This window comes from Arthrobacter sp. TE12232, assembly GCF_054062615.1.
This window is the reverse complement of record NZ_JBSSFK010000001.1, coordinates 2,985,085-3,004,061: the sequence shown is the minus strand read 5'-3', so window position 1 is coordinate 3,004,061 and position 18,977 is coordinate 2,985,085. Positions and strand designations below refer to the sequence as shown.

Below are 18,977 nucleotides of genomic sequence, written 5' to 3'. Positions count from 1 at the left end.
TGCCATGAACACCAAGAAGAAATTAGCCGCGACAGCGGCACGCGCCGCTCGGTCCGGTCGCCCCGAAGACCAACGCCTGCCGCTCGGAAGCACATTCGCGTACGGATTGCAGCACGTCCTGACCATGTACGGCGGAATCATCGCCCCGCCGCTGATCATCGGCGCGGCCGCCGGCATGTCGTCGCAGGACATCGGCCTGCTGATCGCCGCCTGCCTCTTCGTCGGCGGCCTCGCCACCATCCTGCAGACCATCGGCATCCCGTTCTTCGGGTCCCGGCTCCCGCTCGTGCAGGGCGTTTCATTTGCCGGCGTTTCCACGATGGTGGCGATCGTCCACGGCGGTGGCGGCATCCAGGCCGTGTTCGGCTCCGTCATCGCGGCATCGCTGATCGGGCTGCTCATCACGCCGCTGTTCTCGAAGATTATCCGCTTCTTTCCTCCGGTGGTGACCGGTGTGGTCATTACCACCATCGGCCTGACGCTGATGCCGGTTGCCGCCAACTGGGCCATGGGCGGCAACAGCAAGGCGCCGGACTACGGAAGCGTGGCAAACATCGGCCTCGCCGCGGTCACCATGGCGATTGTCCTGCTACTCAGCAAGGTGGGGAATGCCGCGATCTCGAGGCTTTCGATCCTGCTCGCGATGGTTCTGGGCACCTTGATCGCATTCGCAGTCGGCATGGCAGATTTTTCCAAGGTGGCCCAGGGCGCAATCGTCGCCTTCCCCACACCGTTTGCTTTCGGCCCTCCCACCTTTGAGGTCGCCTCGATCGTTTCGATGCTGATCGTCATCCTGGTCACCTTGACCGAAACCTCGGCCGACATCATTGCCGTGGGCGACATCGTCGGCACCAAGGTTGATTCCAGGCGGATTGGCGACGGCCTCCGGGCGGACATGCTCTCCAGCGCCATCTCGCCGCTGTTCAACTCATTCACCCAGAGCGCCTTCGCCCAGAACGTGGGCCTGGTTGCCATCACGGGCGTCAAGAGCCGCTTCGTGGTCAGCGCCGGCGGGCTCATCCTGGTGGTCCTCGGCCTGCTTCCCGTCCTGGGCCGCGTCGTGGCCTCGGTGCCGACGCCCGTCCTGGGCGGTGCCGGCGTCGTCCTCTTCGGAACCGTCGCCGCAAGCGGCATCCGGACCCTCGCCAAAGTGGAATACCGCAACAACATGAACCTGATCGTCGTCGCGGCGTCACTGGGCTTCGGCATGATTCCGATCGCGGCACCGACCTTCTACGACAAGTTCCCCACCTGGTTCAGCACCATCTTCCACTCCGGCATCAGCTCGGCAGCCCTCATGGCCATCCTGCTGAACCTGCTCTTCAACCACCTGAAGGCCGGGAACTCCGAGAACCAGTCGGTCTTCGTGGCCGGAACCGACAGGGTCATCCGTCAGGAAGACCTTAAATGCCTCGCTGAGGGCGACCGCTACGAGAACGGCAAACTGTTTGACTGCGACGGCAAGGAAGTTCCCGTAGAGCAGTCCAGGATTGCAGCCGACGAGCACTAGGAGTCCGTCCATCCCGCACACGGCAGCGACTTGCGGGGCCTACCACCGTAGGCCCCGCTTGTCGTGCGTCCGGATCCGGACGGCGGCGTTTTGCCCCGGCGGATCAGCCCTGCTTGAGCTCGTCCGAGATCGCGCGGGCGGCCTCCCGCAGCAGCGGCACGGCCTTGTCCGCGAACGCCTGGTCCACCCGGGACACGGGCCCGGACACGGAGATGGCGGCCGGCGTCGGGGCATCGGGGATGGCCATCGCGAAGCACCGCACCCCAACCTCCTGCTCTTCCTCGTCAATGGAGTAGCCGCGCTGGCGGATGAGCTTCAGGTCTTCCAGGAGCGTATCGACGTCGCCAATGCTCTTGGGGGTGGGCGTCGGCATCCCCTGGCGTCCGACGATGCCGCGGACCGTGTCATCGTCCAGCTGGGCCAGGATCGCCTTGCCCATGCCGGTGGCGTGCATGTAGCCGCGCTTGCCCACCTCGGTGAACATGCGCATCGAGTGCAGCGACGGCACCTGGGCGACGTAGATGACCATGTCAGAGTCCAGGACACCCATATTGGCCGTTTCACCCAGCCGGTCCACAAGAGACTTGAGCTGGGGCCTGGCCAGCGAGCCGAGCTGCTTGTTGGCCGCCTCACCCAGGCGGATCAGGCGCGGCCCCAGCGCGTAGCGGCGGTTCGGCAGCTGCCGGATGTACCCCAGGGCAACGAGGGTGCGCAGGAGCCGGTGAATGGTGGGAAGGGGCAGATCGGTGGAATTGGACAGCTCGCTGAGGGTGACCTCGCCGCCCGCATCGGTAATCAGTTCCAGAAGTTCGAAGACGCGCTCAACGGACTGCACGCCTCCCGAGGGCTTATCAGCCATAAAGATTCTCTCCTGCGCGTCGGCGTCGACATTTCTTATCCACATCGTGAAATACAGCTGAAAACCAAAGATACAGCACCCCGCCACCCGGCCAATGACACAACAAGGCTTGTTTTTCCACTAAGCAGATAATAATATCCATAATACGAAAACATTCATCGAAGCGTGAGCGGCCCGTCACGGGCCATACCAGGAGGAACTCAATGGCGAACCCCAGCCCCGGAAATTCGATCACCCTGCGCGTGGAAGCGCCGTCCAGCTTCACCGCCACCAGCGAACTGGCGGCGGCAGTCGGCGGAGCAGGCGCGGCCATCACCGCCCTGGACGTCACCGAATCCCACCACGACACGCTCGTCGTCGACGTCACCTGCAACACCACCGACGACGACCACGCAGCCCGCGTCAAGGACGCCCTCAACGCGCTCGACGGCGTGAAGGTCCAGCATGTCTCGGACCGCACCTTCCTGATGCACCTTGGCGGGAAGCTCGAGGTGGTCCCGAAGGTGGCCCTGCGCAACCGCGACGACCTCTCCCGCGCCTACACCCCCGGCGTCGCCCGCGTCTGCCTGGCGATCGCGGAGGACCCCTCCGCCGCGAGGAACCTGACCATCAAGCGCAACACCATCGCCGTCGTCACCGACGGCTCCGCCGTCCTGGGCCTGGGCAACATCGGCCCGGCCGCGGCGCTCCCGGTCATGGAAGGCAAGGCCGCCCTCTTCAAGCAGTTCGCCAACGTCGATGCCTGGCCGGTCTGCCTGGACACCCAGGACACCGAGGAAATCATCATGATCGTCAAGGCCCTCGCCCCCGTCTACGGCGGCGTGAACCTGGAAGACATCGCCGCGCCGCGCTGCTTCGAGATTGAAAACCGGCTCCGTGCGGAACTGGACATCCCGGTCTTCCATGACGACCAGCACGGCACCGCGATCGTCACCCTGGCCGCCCTGGTCAATGCCCTGCGCGTGGTGGGCAAGAAGCTCGCCGATGTCAAGATCGTGGTCTCCGGCGTCGGCGCCGCAGGCTCGGCCATCATCCAACTGCTCAAGGCCCAGGGCGCCAACCACATCATCGCCGCCGGCCGCTCCGGCGCCATCCACCACGGCGCCAAATACGACGACGAACACCGCTCCTGGATCGCGGCCAACACCAACGAGGCCGGCTTCTCGGGCTCCCTGCACGAGGCCCTCAAGGGTGCGGACGTCTTCATCGGCGTCAGCGCCCCCAACGTGATCGGCGAGGAGCAGGTTGCCTCCATGGCCAAGGATGCGATCGTCTTTGCCATGGCCAACCCCACGCCGGAAATCGACCCGGTGATCGCGTCGAAGCACGCGGCCGTTGTGGCCACCGGCCGCAGCGACTACCCCAACCAGATCAACAACGTACTGGCCTTCCCGGGCTTCTTCCGCGGGCTGCTCGACGCCGGCGCCTCCGACATCATCCCGGAAATGCTGGTGGCCGCCGCGAAGGCAATCGCCAACCGCGTGGCGGACGATGAGCTCAATGCCAGCTACATCATCCCCAGCGTCTTCGACCCGCACGTTGCCGCCGACGTCGCCGCCGCCGTCGCCGCGGCGGCGCGCGCGAACTCCGCGCACGCCGCCACCCGCGCCGTCCCGGCCCACGCCTGATTCGCAGCCTAGGAAAGGACCAGAAATGGCTCTCACCGTCACCGATCCCCAGCCCGTCGACCGGGCCGGGGAAATCCTGACCCCGGAGGCTCTCGCCTTCGTCGAGGAACTTCACCTCCGCTTTGCCGGAACCCGTGCCGAACTTCTCAAGGCCAGAGCCGTCAAGCGCGAGCACGTTGCCCGGACCGGCCGCCTGGACTTCCTGCCGGAGACCCGGGAAATCCGCGACGCCGACTGGAGCGTTGCTCCGGCACCGGCAGCCCTGAAGGACCGCCGGGTCGAGATGACCGGGCCGGCCGCCCCGGCCAAGATGGCCATCAACGCGCTGAACTCCGGCGCCAAGGTGTGGCTCGCCGACCTCGAGGACGCCAGCACGCCCACCTGGTCCAATGTGGTCGAATCGATCCTCAACCTCCGCGACGCCGCCGAGGGAACACTGAAGTACACCTCGCCCGAAGGCAAGGAGTACGCGCTGCGCACTGACGCCCCGCTCGCCGTCGTGGTGGCCCGGCCCCGCGGCTGGCACATGGGCGAACGGCACCTGCTGATCGGCGGGGAAACACACGATCGGCGCCCTGGTGGACTTCGGCCTGCACTTCTTCCACACCGCCAAGCGGCTCCTGGAGAACGGCCACGGACCGTACTACTACCTGCCCAAGATGGAGAGCCACCTCGAGGCACGGCTGTGGAACGAGATCTTCGTCTTCGCGCAGGACTATCTCGGCATCCCGCAGGGCACCGTCCGCGCCACCGTCCTGATCGAGACCATCCCGGCGGCCTTCGAGATGGACGAGATCCTCTTCGAACTCCGCGACCACGCCTCCGGCTTGAACGCCGGACGCTGGGACTACCTGTTCAGCATCATCAAGTACTTCCGGGACGCCGGCGAGAGCTTTGTCCTTCCCGACCGGGCCAGCGTCGCCATGACCGCGCCGTTCATGCGGGCCTACACCGAACTCCTGGTCAAGACCTGCCACCGCCGCGGCGCCTTTGCCATGGGCGGCATGGCGGCGGTAATCCCCAACCGGCGCGAACCCGAGGTGACCGCTCAGGCCTTCGAGAAGGTCCGGGCGGACAAGACCCGCGAGGCCAACGACGGCTTCGACGGCTCCTGGGTGGCGCACCCGGACCTGGTGCCGATCTGCCGCGAGGTGTTCGACTCCGTCCTGGGTGCGCGGCCCAACCAGCTGGACAAGCAGCGGCCCGAGGTCAGCGTCACCGCCGAGCAGCTTCTGGACATCCGTTCCGCCCAGGGCCAGGTGACCGAGGCAGGCATGCGCCTGAACCTCTACGTGGCCGTGGCCTACACCGCCGTCTGGATCTCCGGAAACGGCGCCGTGGCCATCCACAACCTGATGGAGGACGCCGCCACGGCAGAAATCTCGCGGTCCCAGGTCTGGCAGCAGATCCGCAACCACTCGGTGCTCGCCGACACCGGCCGGACCGTCACCCGCGAACTGGTGTCCGCCATCCTCGCCGAGGAGACCGAGAAGCTCCGCGGCGAGGTGGGCGAGGACGCTTTTGCGAAGCACTACCTTCCGGCCAGCCGCCTGATCGGCGACATCTGCCTGTCCGAGGACTACACCGATTTCCTCACCACCCCGGCCTACGAGCTGGTGGGCTGAAGCATGGCAGCCACCTCCGCCGGCGCCGGACTGCACCGAAGCAGCCAGGGACCGGTGACGCAGTCCCTGTCCGGGGCCGACCTCGCCAGGATTGACGCGCAGCTCGCCGATACCGACCGGCTGCTGGAGCGCAACTACCCGGGCGATGACGGCTCCCGCCAGCCCGTGCACACGGTCTACGTTCCCGCCGACCGCTTCAGCCCGGAGTTCACCGCCGACTGGGGCGCCCAGGCCCTCGCCGCGGTGGACGCCCGCGGCGGCGTCGAAAGCCTGTGCGCACTGCAGGGCCAGGACGCCGACCTGGCCGCCGCCGTCGCGCCCCGGGTCCGGGCCAAACTCTCAACCGAGCCCGTCGAGGACCTCCGGCTGGACTTCGAGGACGGGTTCGGGGACCGGGGCGACGACGCCGAGGACACCGCCGCTGTCGCCGCGGGGTCCGCCGTGGCCACCGCCGTCGCCGCCGGCACCGCGCCGCCGTTCATCGGAATCCGTTTCAAGTGCTTCGAAGCCGCCACCCGGGCCCGGGGACTGCGGACCCTGGACCTCTTCGTGTCGCAGCTGGCCGCGGCCGGCGAACTCCCGGATGGGCTCATCCTCACCCTGCCCAAGGTCACCACCGTGGCGCAGGTGGAGGCCATGGCCTTCGCCGTGTCCCGGCTCGAGGACGTCCACTCGCTCCCCGCGGGCCGGCTCCGGTTCGAGGTGCAGGTGGAAACGCCGCAGCTCATCCTGGGCCCGGACGGGACCTCTCCGGTGGCGCGCCTGCCGCACGCGGTGCCCGGCCGGATCAGCGGGCTGCACTACGGGACGTACGACTACTCCGCGTCGCTGCAGATCTCGGCCGAATACCAGTCCATGGAGCATCCCGTGGCGGACTTCGCCAAGGAAGTCATGCAGCTTGCCGTGGCCGGCACCGGCATCCGGCTCTCCGACGGCTCCACCAACATCATCCCGGTGGGCGACAACGTGGAACAGGCCTGGCAGCTCCACGGCCGGCTTGTCCGCCGGTCGCTGGAACGCGGCTACTACCAGGGCTGGGACCTCCACCCGGCCCAGCTGCCCAGCCGGTTTGCCGCGACCTACGCCTTCTACCGGCAAGGGCTCCCCGCTGCCGCTGCCCGGCTCCGCAATTACGTGGAACAAACCGGCGGCGGCGTCATGGATGAGCCCGCCACCGCACGCGCCCTGGCGGCCTTTGTGCTGCGCGGCGTCCAATGTGGCGCTGTCGGCGCCGATGAAGTCCTGGCGCTGGCCGGCGTCGGACTTCCCCAGCTCACTGTGCTGGCCCACCCGCGGCTGGCCGCTTCCTCCACCCCCTCAGCGAAAAGGACACACCCATGAGCAACTACTTTTCACCCGAAGGCGGTCTGCCGCCGCAGACCCAGCTCCTCACCGACCGCGCCGTGGTCAAGGAGGCCTACACCGTCATCCCCAAGGGGGTGCTGCGCGACATCGTCACCAGCAACCTTCCCGGCTGGACCAACACCCGGTCCTGGATCATCGCCCGGCCCATCGCCGGCTTTGCGACGACGTTCTCGCAGCTGATTGTCGAGGTGGGCCCGGGCGGCGGCAGCGACAAGCCCGAGGCAGAGGCCGGCGTCGAAGGCGTAATCTTCCTGACCAAGGGCGAACTGACACTGACCCTCGACGGCGAAATCCACCACCTCGAGGCCGGCGGCTATGCCTACCTCGCCGCCGGCTCGGACTGGAAAGTGTCCAACGACTCCGCCGGGGAGGCCGCCAGCTTCCAGTGGATCCGCAAGGCCTACGAGCCCCTGGAAGGCTTCACAGCCAAATCCTTCGTCACCCGTGACCAAGACGTCGAGCCGCGGCCCATGCCGAACACCAACGGGGCCTGGGCCACTACCCGCTTCGTGGACCCCGACGACCTCGCCCACGACATGCACGTCAACATCGTCACGTTCCAGCCCGGGGCGTCCATCCCCTTCGCCGAAACCCACGTGATGGAACACGGACTCTTCGTCCTGGAGGGCAAAGCCGTCTACCGCCTCAACGACGACTGGGTGGAAGTCGAGGCCGGCGACTTCATGTGGCTCCGCGCCTTCTGCCCGCAGGCCTGCTACGCCGGCGGCCCGGGTCCGTTCCGCTACCTGCTCTACAAGGACGTCAACCGCCAGATCCGCCTGACCTAAGGCAGGTCCGCGCCGTACCGGTGCACGCACTGCTGGTCCGCACATTGCTGCTCCAGCGAGTGCTGATCCGCGCTGTGCTGAATCACCCTGTGGAGTCCGCCCCGCCTGTCGGGGCGGGCTCCTTCGTGGTTCCGGACTCTTTCGTGGTTCCGGGGCCGTGCGCGCCTCCGCACCAAATGTGGTTCCCAAGCCGGAAACCCTTGCGGCCCGGGCGATGCTTGCTAGCCTGAGGCTGTGAAGTACGAATCCCTGTGGATCGGAATGCTCCTTGGCGCGGCCCTCGGCTTCGCCATCGGAGTCACCACCGTCGACAAGCCGTTCACAGGCCTGCTGATCGGCCTGGGCATCGGCGCGCTCGTGGGCCTGGCAGCCCGGAAAGATCCCACGAAGCGGTAGAACCACCCTTCGCCGGATCCGCAGCACCCCCGCGCCCTTCCCGGACGTACGCCGCTTGACGCGCACCCCTTGACTCTCCTGCCCTAACTTCCCTACACTTTTCATAAAGCAGAATCTAAATTCCACAAAGCGGAAATCGCAGGAAACGGTCTGCAAGGCAACGAAGCCCGGGATCCAGCTCCCGCCCACACCGGAAGGAACCCACAATGACGTACACCGTGAACTGCTCCATCCTCCTGACGGAGCTCCCTCTCCTGGAACGCCCGGCCGCGGCGAAGGCCGCCGGTTTTGACGCCGTCGAATTCTGGTGGCCCTTCGAGACCTCCGTCCCTACCGACGCCCAGGTCACCCGGTTCGAGAACGCCATCACCGATGCCGGCGTGCAGCTCACCGGCCTGAACTTCAACGCCGGCGACATGCCCGCCGGAGACCGGGGCCTCGTGTCCTGGAAGGGCCGCAGCGCCGAGTTCAAAGACAACATCGACGTCGTCGCCGGGATCGGCGCGCGACTCGGCTGCACCGCCTTCAACGCCCTCTACGGCAACCGCCAGGAGGAGCACTCCCCCGAGGAACAGGACGAACTGGCCGTACAGAACCTGACCGCCGCAGCCGCCGTAGTCGCCCGGATCGGCGGAACCGTCCTGCTGGAACCGGTCAGCGGCGCGGCCCGCTACCCGCTGCTAACCGCGGCGGATGCTCTCGACGTCATCGCCCGGGTCAAGAACGAAACCGGCGCGGAGAACATCAAGCTCCTGGCCGACTTCTACCACCTGGCGGTCAACGGTGACGACGTCGCTGCCGTCATCGAAGGCCACGCCAAAGACTTCGGCCACATCCAGATCGCCGACAGCCCCGGCCGCGGCGCCCCCGGAACCGGGACCCTGCCGCTGGGCGAATGGATCACCCGCAGCCGCGAACTCGGCTACGAGGGCTACATCGGCCTCGAATACAAGGAAACGGCGGAAACCGCCTTCGCCTGGGCCATCCGCCAGCACGCCGCAGGCTAGTCCCGCCCGCGCTAACAAGACTTCAGTAAAGGAAAAACAATGAGCAACGTTGCAGTGATCGGACTCGGCATCATGGGCCTGCCCATGGCCATCAACCTCGTCAAGGCCGGCCACGCGGTCACCGGCTTCAACCGGAGCCAGGACAAGATCGACAAGCTCGTCTCCGAAGGCGGCCAGGGCGCCACGAGCATTGCGGACGCCGTCAAGAACGCCGACGTCGTCATCACCATGGTCCCGGACTCCCCCGATGTTGAAGGCGTCGTCAGCGGCGCCGACGGCGTGTTCGCCAACGCGAAGCAGGGCGCGCTCTGGATCGACGCATCCAGCATCCGCCCCGACGTCGCCAAGCGTTTGGCCGACGACGCCAAAGCAGCCGGCATCCGTCCCCTCGATGCACCGGTGTCCGGCGGCGAACAGGGCGCCATTGATGCCGCGCTGTCCATCATGGTGGGCGGCGACGCCGCTGACTTCGAGGCCGCCCAGGACGTCCTGACGGCCGTCGGCAAGACCATCGTCCACGTCGGCCCGTCCGGTTCCGGCCAGACCGTCAAGGCAGCCAACCAGCTGATCGTCGCGGTCAACATCGAGGTCCTGGCCGAGGCGATTGCCTTCCTCGAGGCCTACGGCGTGGACACCGACGCCGCCCTCAAGGTCCTCGGCGGCGGACTCGCCGGCTCCAAGGTCCTGGACCAGAAGGGCCAGAAGATGCTGGACCGCAACTTCGACCCCGGATTCCGCCTGGCCCTGCACCACAAGGACCTCGGCATCGTCACCTCTGCTGCCCGCGAGGCCAACGTCGCCATCCCCCTCGGCGCCGTCGTCGCGCAGCTCGTCGCCGCCACCGTCAACCAGGGCGACGGCGGACTGGACCACTCGGGCCTCTTCAAGCAGGTCCTCCAGCTCAGCGGTCGAAAGTAACCCAGGCCGGAAGTAGGCAGCCCGGCGACAGGCCGGAACCAAGCAAAACAGGGCAACCGCCGTCGTACTTCACGACGGCGGCTCCCCCTCCACACCCAAAACAGACTTTCAAGGAGCACACCATGACGAAGATGCGCACTGTTGACGCAGCCGTCGCCATCCTGGAAAAGGAGGGCGCCACCGAGGCGTTCGGCCTGCCAGGGGCGGCAATCAACCCGTTCTATTCCGCGATGCGGGCCCACGGCGGCATCCGCCACACCCTGGCCCGCCACGTTGAGGGCGCCAGCCACATGGCTGACGGCTACTCCCGTGCGGCGGACGGCAACATCGGCATCTGCATCGGCACGTCCGGCCCCGCAGGCACGGACATGATCACCGGGCTGTACGCAGCCTGGGCAGACTCCATCCCGATGCTGTGCATCACCGGCCAGGCCCCGGTTGCCAAGCTGCACAAGGAAGACTTCCAAGCCGTGGACATCGAGTCCATCGCCAAACCCGTCACCAAGATGGCCATGACCATCCTGGAGCCCGGCCAGGTTCCCGGCGCCTTCCAGAAGGCCTTCCAGCTGATGCGCTCCGGCCGCCCGGGCCCGGTCCTGCTGGACCTGCCCATCGACGTTCAGATGGCCGAGATCGAGTTCGACATCGACACCTACGAGCCGCTGCCCGTGGAAAAGCCGAAGGCCAGCCGCAAGCAACTGGCAAAGGCCTTTGACATGCTGACGGCCGGCGAACGCCCGCTGATCGTGGCCGGCGGCGGCATCATCAACGCCGGCGCCTCCGAGCAGCTGGTGGAACTGGCCGAACTGCTGGGCGTTCCGGTCATCCCCACCCTGATGGGCTGGGGCGCGATCCCGGACGACCACGCCTTGATGGCCGGCATGGTGGGCCTGCAGACCAGCCACCGGTACGGCAACGAGAACTACCTGCGCAGCGACTTCGTGATCGGCATCGGCAACCGCTGGGCCAACCGCCACACCGGCGGCCTGGACACCTACACGGCCGGCCGCACGTTCGTGCACATCGATATCGAGCCCACCCAGATCGGCCGCGTGTTCTCCCCGGACCTGGGCATCGCCTCCGACGCCGGCGCGGCCCTGGCAGGGCTGGTCGAGCTCGCCCGCGAGCGCAAGGCCGCCGGCACCCTGCCGGACTACAGCGCCTGGGCGGCCGAGTGCGCCGAGCGCAAGGCCAGCCTGCACCGCAAGACACACTTCGAAAACATCCCGATCAAGCCGCAGCGCGTGTACGAGGAGATGAACAAGTCCTTCGGCAAGGACACCACCTATGTGTCCACCATCGGCCTGTCACAGATCGCCGGCGCCCAGATGCTGCACGTGTTCGGCCCCCGCAAGTGGATCAACGCCGGCCAGGCCGGTCCGCTGGGCTGGACCGCCCCGGCCGCCCTCGGCGTTGTCCGCGGCAAGCCGGACGAGACCGTTGTTGCCCTGTCCGGTGACTACGATTTCCAGTTCATGATCGAGGAACTGGCCGTCGGCGCGCAGTTCAACCTGCCTTACATCCACGTGGTGGTCAACAACTCCTACCTGGGCCTGATCCGCCAGTCCCAGCGCGGTTTCAACATGGAACAGAACGTGTCCCTGGCGTTCGAGAACATCAATTCCACTGATCTCTCGGCAACGGCAAGCGGCTACGGCGTGGACCACATCAAGGTGGCCGAAGGCCTGGGCTGCAAGGCCGTCCGCGTGGAGGACCCCAACGATCTGGCGTCCGCTTTCGACAAGGCCAAGGCGCTGGCTGGCGAGTTCAAGGTTCCCGTGGTGGTGGAAGTGATCCTGGAAAAGATCACGAACATCTCCATGGGTGTGGAGATCAACGCGGTCAACGAGTTCGAAGAACTGGCCGAGACCGCCGAAGACGCCCCGACCGCCATCCTGGCGATGCAGGCCTGAGATGCGGGTGGTCATAGCGCCGGACAAGTTCAAAGGCTCGCTCTCGGCCCCGGACGTTGCCCGGCACGTTGAAATGGGGCTCCAACGGGCCTGTGGCGGCAACCTTGAGGTACTCAGGATTCCCGTGGCCGACGGCGGCGAGGGCACCCTCGATGCCGCCGTCGGCTCCGGCTTCGCCCGCCGGAGCGCCGTCGTCAGCGGCCCCACCGGTGAGCCGGTCCGCGCGGACTTCGCCGTCCGCGGTCGCGTTGCCGTCATCGAGATGGCCACCGCCTCCGGGCTCGCCGTGCTGCCCGGAAGTGGCGCCGGTGCCGCGCCGGATTCGGCGAGCGCCACCGGCGCCAGCAGCCTGGGAACCGGCGAACTGATCCGCGCAGCGCTCGACGCCGGGTGCCGGCAGATCATCCTCGGGGTCGGCGGGAGCGCCAACACCGACGGCGGCGCCGGCGTCCTGCAGGGTCTCGGCGCCAGGTTGCTCGACGCCGACGGCCGTGAGCTGCCGCTCGGTGGGGCAGCCCTCGCCCGGCTGGCCTGGATCGACTTCTCCGGGTTCGACTCCCGCCTGGACGAGGCACGCTTCGTGCTCGCCAGCGACGTCGACAACCCGTTGCTCGGACCGTCCGGCGCCGCACGCATCTTCGGCCCGCAAAAGGGCGCCACCCCCGCCGACGTCGTGCTCCTGGATGCGGCATTGGCCCACTTCGTGCAGGTCCTGGCATCCGAGATCGGCCCCCGGGCGCTCCGGGCGGCCGAAGCTCCGGGCGCGGGCGCAGCCGGCGGCGTGGGCTACGCGGCGATCGCGGCACTGGCCGCGACCCGCCGGCCGGGCATCGACGTCGTCCTCGAATTCACCGGACTGGCAGAACGGCTGTCCGGCGCGGACCTGGTGATCACCGGCGAAGGCAGCCTGGACGAACAGACTCTGCTGGGCAAGACTCCCGCGGGCGTTGCCCGGGCGGCCCGGCGAGCCGGGGTCCCGGTGGTCGCGGTCTGCGGCCGCACCACCCTGACACCGGAACAGCAGAAGGAATCCGGATTCCGGCAGGTCTACCCGCTGACTTCGCTGGAGGCCAAGGTAGAAACTTGTATAGCCGAAGCAGGTCCCCTGCTTGAACAATTGGGAAAGCGCATCGGCGCGGAACTGCCGGGCTTGGTCCCGGCCAGCACCGCACCAGCGAAAATTGCCTGCACGAAGGAGCCCCTCAATGTCTGAAGAACGCTTTGACCTCGTCATCCGGGGCCGGCGCATCCTCACCACCGCCGGCATTGCGGCGCGTGAAGTGGGCGTGCGCGGCGGCAAGATCGTCGCGATCGAGCCCCTGGGCAACGGGCTAGCCGGCGCAGAAGTGATTGAGCTCGCCGACGACGAAACCCTGCTGCCGGGCCTCGTGGACACCCACGTCCACGTCAACGAGCCCGGCCGCACCGAATGGGAAGGCTTCGCCTCCGCCACCCGGGCGGCCGCGGCCGGCGGCGTGACCACCATCATCGACATGCCGCTGAATTCCATCCCGCCCACCACCACGGTGGAAGGGCTCAAGCTCAAGCGCGAGGTGGCCGAGGACCAGGCGTTCGTAGACGTCGGGTTCTGGGGCGGCGCCGTGCCGGGGAACAAGGCCGAGCTGCGCGGCCTCCACGACGAGGGCGTGTTCGGCTTCAAATGCTTCCTGCTGCACTCGGGTGTGGACGAGTTCCCGCACCTGGACGCTGACGAGATGGAAGAGGACATGGCCGAGCTCAAGACCTTTGACTCGCTCATGATCGTCCATGCCGAGGACTCGCACGCGATCGACCGGGCACCCCACCCGGGTGGCGACCATTACTCGACGTTCCTGGCTTCCCGCCCGCGCGGCGCCGAGAACAAGGCCATCGCCGAGGTCATCGAACGGGCCCGCTGGACCGGCGCCCGCGCCCACATCCTGCACCTCTCGTCTTCCGATGCCCTGCCCATGATCGCCAGCGCCAAGCGCGACGGCGTCCACCTCACGGTTGAGACCTGCCCGCATTACCTGACCCTGATGGCCGAGGAAATCCCCGACGGGGCCACCGCCTACAAGTGCTGTCCACCGATCCGCGAGGCCTCCAACCGCGAACTGCTCTGGGCAGGCCTGCAAGACGGCACCATTGACTGCATCGTTTCGGACCACTCCCCATCCACGCTTGACCTGAAAGACCTGGAAAACGGGGACTTCGCGGTGGCCTGGGGCGGCGTTTCCTCGCTGCAGCTGGGCCTCTCCCTGATCTGGACCGAGGCCCGGCACCGCGGCATCCCCCTGGAACAGGTGGTCTCGTGGATGGCCGAGAAGCCGGCCGCACTGGCACGCCTCACCAACAAGGGCCAGCTCGCGCTGGGGTACGACGCCGACTTCGCCGTCTTTGCCCCGGACGAGGCGTACGTCGTGGACGTCTCCAAGCTCAAGCACAAGAACCCCATCACCCCGTATGACGGCAAGGCGCTCTCCGGCGTTGTCCGGCAGACCTACCTCCGCGGCACCCTGGTTGACGGCCGGACTCCGACCGGCAAGCTGATCCGCCGCGGCGGCGTATGAGCCAGCCGGCCGCGGCCGGCCCGGCACACGCCGCTTACGGACAGTGCGGCCCGGTTGGCCGGACCGGACCTGTCGGCCGGGCCGAACCTGTTGGCCGGGTCGGACGGCCTGGACAGATCGGACGAGCTGGACAGTCCGGCCTCACCGCGAAGGGGCTGGCCGTCTGGGTCACCCTTCCGGACAACGCCGACTGCGACCCGGCGGCCCTGGCACGGGCGGCCGAACTCGTGCTTGGCCGCGCCCTCAGATGTGCCCCGGAGGCGGAAGTCCACTTTAGGCCCGCCGCCGGGGCAGCAACGTCCGCCGTCGTCCGGTCCCCCGGCGAGGAGGGCACCCCGGCGGGAACCGCACCGGAGGTTCCCGCCGGGGCTGAACTGCCTGCCAGAGGTGAACTTCCCGCCGGGGCTGAACTGCCTGTCAGGGCTGACGACGACGGCAGGGCCGCAGCCGACGGCGGGGCGCCGCTCGCGCCTGCCCCGGGCAGCATCACCCGTCTCGCCGTCGACCTCGCGGCCGGGGAGGCCAGGCTCGACGGCGAGCGCGTGCCCCTGACGGACGTGGAGTTCACCCTCCTGAGATGCCTCGTGCAGAACTGCTCCCGCACGGTAAGCCGGCAGGAACTGCAGCATTGCCTCGACGCGTTCGACACCCCTGGTGCGGCCACCCGGTCTATCGATGTGTACGTCGGCCGGGTGCGCCGGAAGCTCAAGGGCTGCCGGCACGCCGTCGTCACCGTCCGCAGCGGCGGCTACCGCTTCGTCCCCGGTCCGCTGGCGACCGTCCGCGGACCAGCGGAATACAGCATCTGACCCCCGCTGCCACCACCATCCCGACCCGCAATCGAAGGAACTCCATGCCATCTACGGTACCCACCCAGCTGCACGCCACCACCAGGCTCCAGACCGGTGCTCCGGCCCCCGGGTTCACGCTGACCGACTCCGCGGGGCGCCGGATTTCCCTGGCCGATTACCGCGGCAAGAACGTCATTGTCTACTTCTACCCCCGCGCCGCCACCCCCGGCTGCACCGCGGAGGCGTGCGACTTCCGCGACAACCTCGCTGCCCTCCAAGGCGCGGGCTACGAGGTCCTGGGCATCTCCCCCGACGCGCGGGAGGCCCTGTCCGCCTTTGCCGCCGAGCATGCCCTGACCTTCCCGCTGCTCGCGGACGAAGACCACGCCACAGCCCTGGCGTACGGAGCCTGGGGCGAGAAGCTGGTGGACGGCGAAGTCCGCGAAGGAACCCTCAGGTCCACCGTGGTGGTGGGCCCCGACGGCAACGTGGTCCTGGCCCAGTACCAGGTCAGCGCGCAGGGCCACGTGCGGGCTCTCCGCGAGGAGCTGGGCGTCTAAGCGCCGGACGCCCGCTCCGCGCTGCGTTCGGTTTTCTGCCACGGTTTCGGACAGGGGCGCCGCGGATCCGCGGTGCGGTCGTCTGATTCCGCCGCGGATTCCCGAAGACGCCGCACATTCCCTCACGGGCGGCCTAGAAAAGGGCGCCCGTCACGGCCTGCGTCAGCTGATGGATCACCTCGGTGCGCTCCGGGACGTCGCTCAGGCTCTGGCCCTTGGTGTAGATGACCAGCGCGTAGGCCGTGCCGTCCTTGGTGAGGATGCCGGCGTCGTGCAGTTCATCGTCCAGGAGCCCGTACTTGTGGAACACCGTTATCCCATCCGGCACGGCGGCGGGAATGAGCGTCTCGTAGTTGGTGTCCTGCATGTAGGACAGCAGCTGCGCGGTGTCCTCGGCGTTGAGGAGCGTTCCGGAATAGACCCCGGCCAGGACGCTGGCCATTTCCGCCGGGGTCAGCGTGTTGGTTTCCGGATCGTAGGTCACGCCCAGCGACGCCGCGTACTCCGTCAGCTCTTCGTGGCCCACGGCATCCATGATCAGCGACCATGAGTCGTTGTCGCTCTGCTGGATCATTTCGCGCAGCTGGAACCCGGCGGTGTAGTCGCCCAAAGGGTCATCGAGGCTGGCGGCGCCGGTTTCGACCAGGTGATAGTAGGCCGCGGCGGCCAGGACTTTGGCGGTACTGGCCGCCACGAACTGCTCCCGGACCCCGTATTCGTGGACATCTGCCGGGTCCGCGCCGGACGACACGTCGACCAGCGCCACGCCGATCTGATACTGGCTGTTGGCGTCGATAATGGCCTGGATTTTCGCGTCCAGTGCGGCGTCGACGGATCCTGCCGCCGCGGCGGATGCCGGGGCCGACGCGCCGGGACCGGCCGACGGCGAAACACTGCCGGCCGCCGGACTGGCAGCGAGTGCTCCCGCGGCGGCCGTCGTCGTTCGTGCCTCCGCGGCTGAGAAGATGCCGGCAGCCAGCGCGACGGCGAGCACTGCTGCACAGGCCGCCGCGATCAGGGTCCGCAGCTGGACGGCCGCCCGGCGCGGTTTGCCGCCCGTCGCGGGCCGGGGTCCGAATCGTCGCTGGCCTGGCGTGTGCTGTTCCATAGTTGCTTCAAACTAGCCACGACACCTATGCCGGAGCTATTGAAAAAGCTGTCACCGCGCACCGGACCCGGCGCAACTGGCGGACGCCGACGGGCGTTGCCAGACGGCGGAATACAGCCTGCACCACCGGTGTTGTGCACCACAGACCCGTTGTCTCCCTCCCCTAAAGGATCCTCATGAACGCCAATCCGACCGTCAAGCTCCAGCCCGGCACCCCGGCCCCGGAATTCACCCTTCCCGATGCCGAGGGCAAGCCCGTGTCCCTCGCCGACTACCGCGGCAAGAACGTCATCGTGTACTTCTACCCGCAGGCCGCGACCCCCGGCTGCACCACCGAGGCCTGCGACTTCCGCGACAACCTCGCGTCCCTGCAGGGCTCGGGCTACGAGGTCCTGGGCATCTCCCCCGACGCCCCCGAGGCCTTGGCCCACTTCACCGGCGACTTTGCCCTGACCTTCCCGCTCCTGGCCGACGAGGACCACGCTGTCGCACTCGCCTACGGCGCCTGGGGCGAGAAGCTGGTCCACGGCGAGGTCACCGAGGGCCTCGTCCGCTCCACGGTGGTGCTGGACACCGAGGGCAAGGTGAAGCTCGCGCAGTACCAGGTCAAGGCCCAGGGCCACGTCGCGGCGCTGAAGGAAGAACTGGGCGTCTAACCGTCCGCGCCCTGGGCCCCGCGGTTCGGGCGTCCAAGCGTCCGCGCCGGGAGGTTCGGGATGCGCTCCGGGCGGTTCTTGCTGCGGTTTCGGACCACGGCTACGCAACCGGACACAGGCAACGCGGATCCACGGCGCGCCAGTCCGACGTCGTCGCGCCGGTCTGAAACTGCCGCGGAGGAGTTCTCCACATCCGCCCCAGTGGTGGTTGTCCGGCCCCGCCTCACGGGCCACCATCGGGGCATGGAACTACCACCACTGATTCTTAGCAGCGACCTTGCGCGGCTCGGCCAGGATGCGCGGGGCCTTGCCCGGCAGGCGAAGTCCGGCCAGCTCCGGCGGATCCGGCAGGGCGTCTACGTCCGGGTGCAGGACTGGGAATCGCTGACGCCGTGGGACCGGTATCCGGTCCTCATCCGGGCGGCGGCTTCCACGTTGAAGAGCCGCACCATCTTCTGTCGCCAGTCTTCCGCAGCCCTGTGGGACATGCCGCTGCTGGGCCACGGCCATCTGGTGCATGCCTGCACTTCCGACGACGGCGGCGGCCGCTCGCGCGCCGGGGTCCGGCGGCACTTCGTCGATTTGGACTCGGCACAGATCAAGGAGCGTCACGGGCTCCTCGTCACGGACCGCGTCCGGACAGCCTTGGACTTGGCCGCCTTCGAATCGTTCGAACAGGGAGTCACGGTATTCGACCACGTCCTCCGGCCGCAGCCTGACAATCTGCCACCGCTCAGCCGCGAGGAACTCCACACCGGCATCGACGGCAACTACACAAAAGCCGCTGCCCGGCGAATCCGGACCGCCCTGGATTTCGCTGATCCGGCGTCCGGCTCCCCGGGAGAATCGGTGAGCCGCGCCCTGATGCACCGGCTCGGCTTCCGGATTCCCCTCCTTCAGGTCGAAATCCGCGACGCCCGCGGGCTGGTCGCATTCACAGACTTTGACTGGCCGGAGGAGCAGCTTTGCGGTGAATTCGACGGACTCGTGAAGTACCGCAAGGCGGAGTTCCTGCAGGGCCGGACACCCGCTGAGGCCCTCACCGATGAGAAGCGCCGGGAGGACCGGATTCGCGCCACCGGCCGACGCGTGATCCGCTGGACGTGGTCGGAGCTGTCCAATCCCGGAAAATTTGAGGTATTTCTGGCCGCGGCAGGCGTTCCGCGGCAGACACTCCCGTCCTGCCGACGCTGATCCTGCCAAGCTTCCGGGCAGGCGCTACGGAATCGGACACGGGCAGCGCGGATCCGGGCCGCGCTCCGGGCGGTTTTCGCTGCGGTTTCGGACCACGGCTCCGGAACCAG

16 protein-coding genes and 1 pseudogene are annotated in these 18,977 nt (G+C 67.8%); 15 read left to right on the top strand and 2 right to left on the bottom strand.

Annotated features, from left to right (window positions below):
* Nucleotides 1-4 precede the first annotated feature (4 nt).
* On the top strand, nt 5-1,510 hold the full coding sequence (locus ACVWZ7_RS13365; protein WP_456508120.1) for a nucleobase:cation symporter-2 family protein: 1,506 nt from the start codon (nt 5-7) through the stop codon (nt 1,508-1,510).
* 103 nt (nt 1,511-1,613) lie between these two features.
* Here ACVWZ7_RS13365 and ACVWZ7_RS13360 read toward each other — a convergent pair whose 3' ends face one another.
* The gene (locus tag ACVWZ7_RS13360; RefSeq protein WP_116767191.1) at nt 1,614-2,369 is read right to left on the bottom strand and encodes an IclR family transcriptional regulator; all 756 of its coding nucleotides are present in this window, start codon (nt 2,367-2,369) and stop codon (nt 1,614-1,616) included.
* Between the two features lie 203 nt (nt 2,370-2,572).
* Between ACVWZ7_RS13360 and ACVWZ7_RS13355 the strand changes: the two genes are divergently transcribed.
* The 12 genes and pseudogenes from ACVWZ7_RS13355 (at nt 2,573) to ACVWZ7_RS13300 (ending at nt 15,909) form a co-directional block, all read left to right on the top strand.
* Nucleotides 2,573-3,997: an NAD-dependent malic enzyme gene (locus ACVWZ7_RS13355; RefSeq protein WP_344365789.1), complete on the top strand. Its 1,425-nt coding sequence runs from the start codon at nt 2,573-2,575 to the stop codon at nt 3,995-3,997.
* A gap of 25 nt (nt 3,998-4,022) precedes the next feature.
* A pseudogene (aceB, locus tag ACVWZ7_RS13350) lies at nt 4,023-5,622 on the top strand (malate synthase A).
* Nucleotides 5,623-5,625: 3 nt separating this feature from the next.
* Nucleotides 5,626-6,963, top strand: coding sequence for a DUF6986 family protein (locus tag ACVWZ7_RS13345; RefSeq protein WP_456508119.1), 1,338 nt, complete (start codon nt 5,626-5,628; stop codon nt 6,961-6,963).
* Complete coding sequence (locus ACVWZ7_RS13340; protein ID WP_116767195.1) at nt 6,960-7,775, top strand: bifunctional allantoicase/(S)-ureidoglycine aminohydrolase; 816 nt, start codon at nt 6,960-6,962, stop codon at nt 7,773-7,775. The genes ACVWZ7_RS13345 and ACVWZ7_RS13340 overlap by 4 nt, the downstream gene beginning before the upstream one ends.
* A 234-nt stretch (nt 7,776-8,009) precedes the next feature.
* Complete coding sequence (locus ACVWZ7_RS13335; protein WP_202615868.1) at nt 8,010-8,171, top strand: glycine zipper domain-containing protein; 162 nt, start codon at nt 8,010-8,012, stop codon at nt 8,169-8,171.
* Between the two features lie 206 nt (nt 8,172-8,377).
* Nucleotides 8,378-9,178: a hydroxypyruvate isomerase family protein gene (locus tag ACVWZ7_RS13330; RefSeq protein WP_456508118.1), complete on the top strand. Its 801-nt coding sequence runs from the start codon at nt 8,378-8,380 to the stop codon at nt 9,176-9,178.
* A 39-nt stretch (nt 9,179-9,217) separates the two neighbouring features.
* The gene (locus tag ACVWZ7_RS13325; protein ID WP_456508117.1) at nt 9,218-10,096 is read left to right on the top strand and encodes a 2-hydroxy-3-oxopropionate reductase; all 879 of its coding nucleotides are present in this window, start codon (nt 9,218-9,220) and stop codon (nt 10,094-10,096) included.
* A gap of 122 nt (nt 10,097-10,218) precedes the next feature.
* A complete protein-coding gene (gene gcl / locus ACVWZ7_RS13320) occupies nt 10,219-12,009 on the top strand; it encodes a glyoxylate carboligase (protein ID WP_456508116.1) in 1,791 nt (596 codons plus the stop codon).
* Between the two features lies 1 nt (nt 12,010).
* Nucleotides 12,011-13,222, top strand: coding sequence for a glycerate kinase (locus tag ACVWZ7_RS13315; RefSeq protein WP_456508115.1), 1,212 nt, complete (start codon nt 12,011-12,013; stop codon nt 13,220-13,222).
* Nucleotides 13,215-14,558 carry an allantoinase AllB gene (gene allB, locus ACVWZ7_RS13310; protein ID WP_344365811.1) on the top strand — a complete coding sequence of 448 codons (1,344 nt, stop codon included), beginning with the start codon at nt 13,215-13,217 and terminating at the stop codon, nt 14,556-14,558. Before ACVWZ7_RS13315 ends, allB begins: the two co-directional genes overlap by 8 nt.
* Nucleotides 14,555-15,367 carry a winged helix-turn-helix domain-containing protein gene (locus ACVWZ7_RS13305; protein WP_456508114.1) on the top strand — a complete coding sequence of 271 codons (813 nt, stop codon included), beginning with the start codon at nt 14,555-14,557 and terminating at the stop codon, nt 15,365-15,367. The genes allB and ACVWZ7_RS13305 overlap by 4 nt, the downstream gene beginning before the upstream one ends.
* Before the next feature lie 44 nt (nt 15,368-15,411).
* Nucleotides 15,412-15,909 carry a peroxiredoxin gene (locus ACVWZ7_RS13300; protein ID WP_344365816.1) on the top strand — a complete coding sequence of 166 codons (498 nt, stop codon included), beginning with the start codon at nt 15,412-15,414 and terminating at the stop codon, nt 15,907-15,909.
* Nucleotides 15,910-16,042: 133 nt separating this feature from the next.
* Here the strand turns inward: ACVWZ7_RS13300 and ACVWZ7_RS13295 are convergent, their stop codons facing one another.
* Nucleotides 16,043-17,017: a serine hydrolase gene (locus tag ACVWZ7_RS13295; protein ID WP_456508113.1), complete on the bottom strand. Its 975-nt coding sequence runs from the start codon at nt 17,015-17,017 to the stop codon at nt 16,043-16,045.
* A gap of 176 nt (nt 17,018-17,193) precedes the next feature.
* Between ACVWZ7_RS13295 and bcp the strand changes: the two genes are divergently transcribed.
* Nucleotides 17,194-17,673, top strand: a complete 480-nt coding sequence (gene bcp / locus ACVWZ7_RS13290) for a thioredoxin-dependent thiol peroxidase (RefSeq protein ID WP_344365822.1) — start codon at nt 17,194-17,196, stop codon at nt 17,671-17,673.
* A gap of 243 nt (nt 17,674-17,916) precedes the next feature.
* On the top strand, nt 17,917-18,867 hold the full coding sequence (locus ACVWZ7_RS13285; RefSeq protein ID WP_456508112.1) for a hypothetical protein: 951 nt from the start codon (nt 17,917-17,919) through the stop codon (nt 18,865-18,867).
* The last annotated feature ends 110 nt before the right edge of the window (nt 18,868-18,977 follow it).

Excerpts from the sequence above, each read along its gene's own strand:
- ACVWZ7_RS13365 (WP_456508120.1), top strand. The coding sequence starts at position 5 with ATGAACACCAAGAAGAAATTAGCCGCGACAGCGGCACGCGCCGCTCGG.
- ACVWZ7_RS13360 (WP_116767191.1), bottom strand. The coding sequence starts at position 2,369 with ATGGCTGATAAGCCCTCGGGAGGCGTGCAGTCCGTTGAGCGCGTCTTC.
- ACVWZ7_RS13355 (WP_344365789.1), top strand. The coding sequence starts at position 2,573 with ATGGCGAACCCCAGCCCCGGAAATTCGATCACCCTGCGCGTGGAAGCG.
- ACVWZ7_RS13345 (WP_456508119.1), top strand. The coding sequence starts at position 5,626 with ATGGCAGCCACCTCCGCCGGCGCCGGACTGCACCGAAGCAGCCAGGGA.
- ACVWZ7_RS13340 (WP_116767195.1), top strand. The coding sequence starts at position 6,960 with ATGAGCAACTACTTTTCACCCGAAGGCGGTCTGCCGCCGCAGACCCAG.
- ACVWZ7_RS13330 (WP_456508118.1), top strand. The coding sequence starts at position 8,378 with ATGACGTACACCGTGAACTGCTCCATCCTCCTGACGGAGCTCCCTCTC.
- ACVWZ7_RS13325 (WP_456508117.1), top strand. The coding sequence starts at position 9,218 with ATGAGCAACGTTGCAGTGATCGGACTCGGCATCATGGGCCTGCCCATG.
- gcl (WP_456508116.1), top strand. The coding sequence starts at position 10,219 with ATGACGAAGATGCGCACTGTTGACGCAGCCGTCGCCATCCTGGAAAAG.
- ACVWZ7_RS13315 (WP_456508115.1), top strand. The coding sequence starts at position 12,011 with ATGCGGGTGGTCATAGCGCCGGACAAGTTCAAAGGCTCGCTCTCGGCC.
- allB (WP_344365811.1), top strand. The coding sequence starts at position 13,215 with ATGTCTGAAGAACGCTTTGACCTCGTCATCCGGGGCCGGCGCATCCTC.
- ACVWZ7_RS13305 (WP_456508114.1), top strand. The coding sequence starts at position 14,555 with ATGAGCCAGCCGGCCGCGGCCGGCCCGGCACACGCCGCTTACGGACAG.
- ACVWZ7_RS13300 (WP_344365816.1), top strand. The coding sequence starts at position 15,412 with ATGCCATCTACGGTACCCACCCAGCTGCACGCCACCACCAGGCTCCAG.
- ACVWZ7_RS13295 (WP_456508113.1), bottom strand. The coding sequence starts at position 17,017 with ATGGAACAGCACACGCCAGGCCAGCGACGATTCGGACCCCGGCCCGCG.
- bcp (WP_344365822.1), top strand. The coding sequence starts at position 17,194 with ATGAACGCCAATCCGACCGTCAAGCTCCAGCCCGGCACCCCGGCCCCG.
- ACVWZ7_RS13285 (WP_456508112.1), top strand. The coding sequence starts at position 17,917 with ATGGAACTACCACCACTGATTCTTAGCAGCGACCTTGCGCGGCTCGGC.